This is a genomic window from Bacillus sp. 05T22, assembly GCF_056396765.1.
This window is the reverse complement of sequence record NZ_JBFTMC010000267.1, coordinates 1-676: the sequence shown is the minus strand read 5'-3', so window position 1 is coordinate 676 and position 676 is coordinate 1. Positions and strand designations below refer to the sequence as shown.

General features: G+C 53.3%; 6 tRNA genes. All 6 read left to right on the top strand.

Going from position 1 to position 676, the window contains the following annotated elements:
- Positions 1-69: 69 nt before the first annotated feature.
- Positions 70-145 (top strand) — tRNA-Val (locus AC1DIT_RS28300).
- Positions 146-150: 5 nt separating this feature from the next.
- Positions 151-226: transfer RNA gene (locus AC1DIT_RS28295), tRNA-Thr, on the top strand.
- Positions 227-239: 13 nt separating this feature from the next.
- Positions 240-315: transfer RNA gene (locus AC1DIT_RS28290), tRNA-Lys, on the top strand.
- A 13-nt stretch (positions 316-328) separates the two neighbouring features.
- Positions 329-409 (top strand) — tRNA-Leu (locus AC1DIT_RS28285).
- Between the two features lie 29 nt (positions 410-438).
- Positions 439-513, top strand: a tRNA-Gly gene (locus AC1DIT_RS28280).
- 16 nt (positions 514-529) lie between these two features.
- Positions 530-618: transfer RNA gene (locus AC1DIT_RS28275), tRNA-Leu, on the top strand.
- Positions 619-676: the final 58 nt, after the last annotated feature.

The following is a 676-nucleotide window of genomic DNA, read 5'->3' as shown; positions in this document are numbered from 1 at the left end:
GTTAAGCTCTCTAGCGCCGATGGTAGTTGGGACCTTGTCCCTGTGAGAGTAGGACGTTGCCAGGCAAATGGAGGATTAGCTCAGCTGGGAGAGCACCTGCCTTACAAGCAGGGGGTCGGCGGTTCGATCCCGTCATCCTCCACCATATACGCCGGCTTAGCTCAATTGGTAGAGCAACTGACTTGTAATCAGTAGGTTGGGGGTTCAAGTCCTCTAGCCGGCACCAGTTTTTCTTGTACGAGCCATTAGCTCAGTTGGTAGAGCATCTGACTTTTAATCAGAGGGTCGAAGGTTCGAGTCCTTCATGGCTCACCATTTATAATAATTCGCGGGTGTGGCGGAATTGGCAGACGCACCAGACTTAGGATCTGGCGCCTTTGGCGTGGGGGTTCGACTCCCTTCACCCGCACTTTATAAGCGAAATCAATTTCATATCGAGCGGAAGTAGTTCAGTGGTAGAATACAACCTTGCCAAGGTTGGGGTCGCGGGTTCGAATCCCGTCTTCCGCTCCAATTTACAATATGATATGCCGGGGTGGCGGAACAGGCAGACGCACAGGACTTAAAATCCTGCGGTGGGTGACCACCGTGCGGGTTCGACCCCCGCCCTCGGCACCATATGCGCCCGTAGCTCAATTGGATAGAGCGTTTGACTACGGATCAAAAGGTTAGGGGT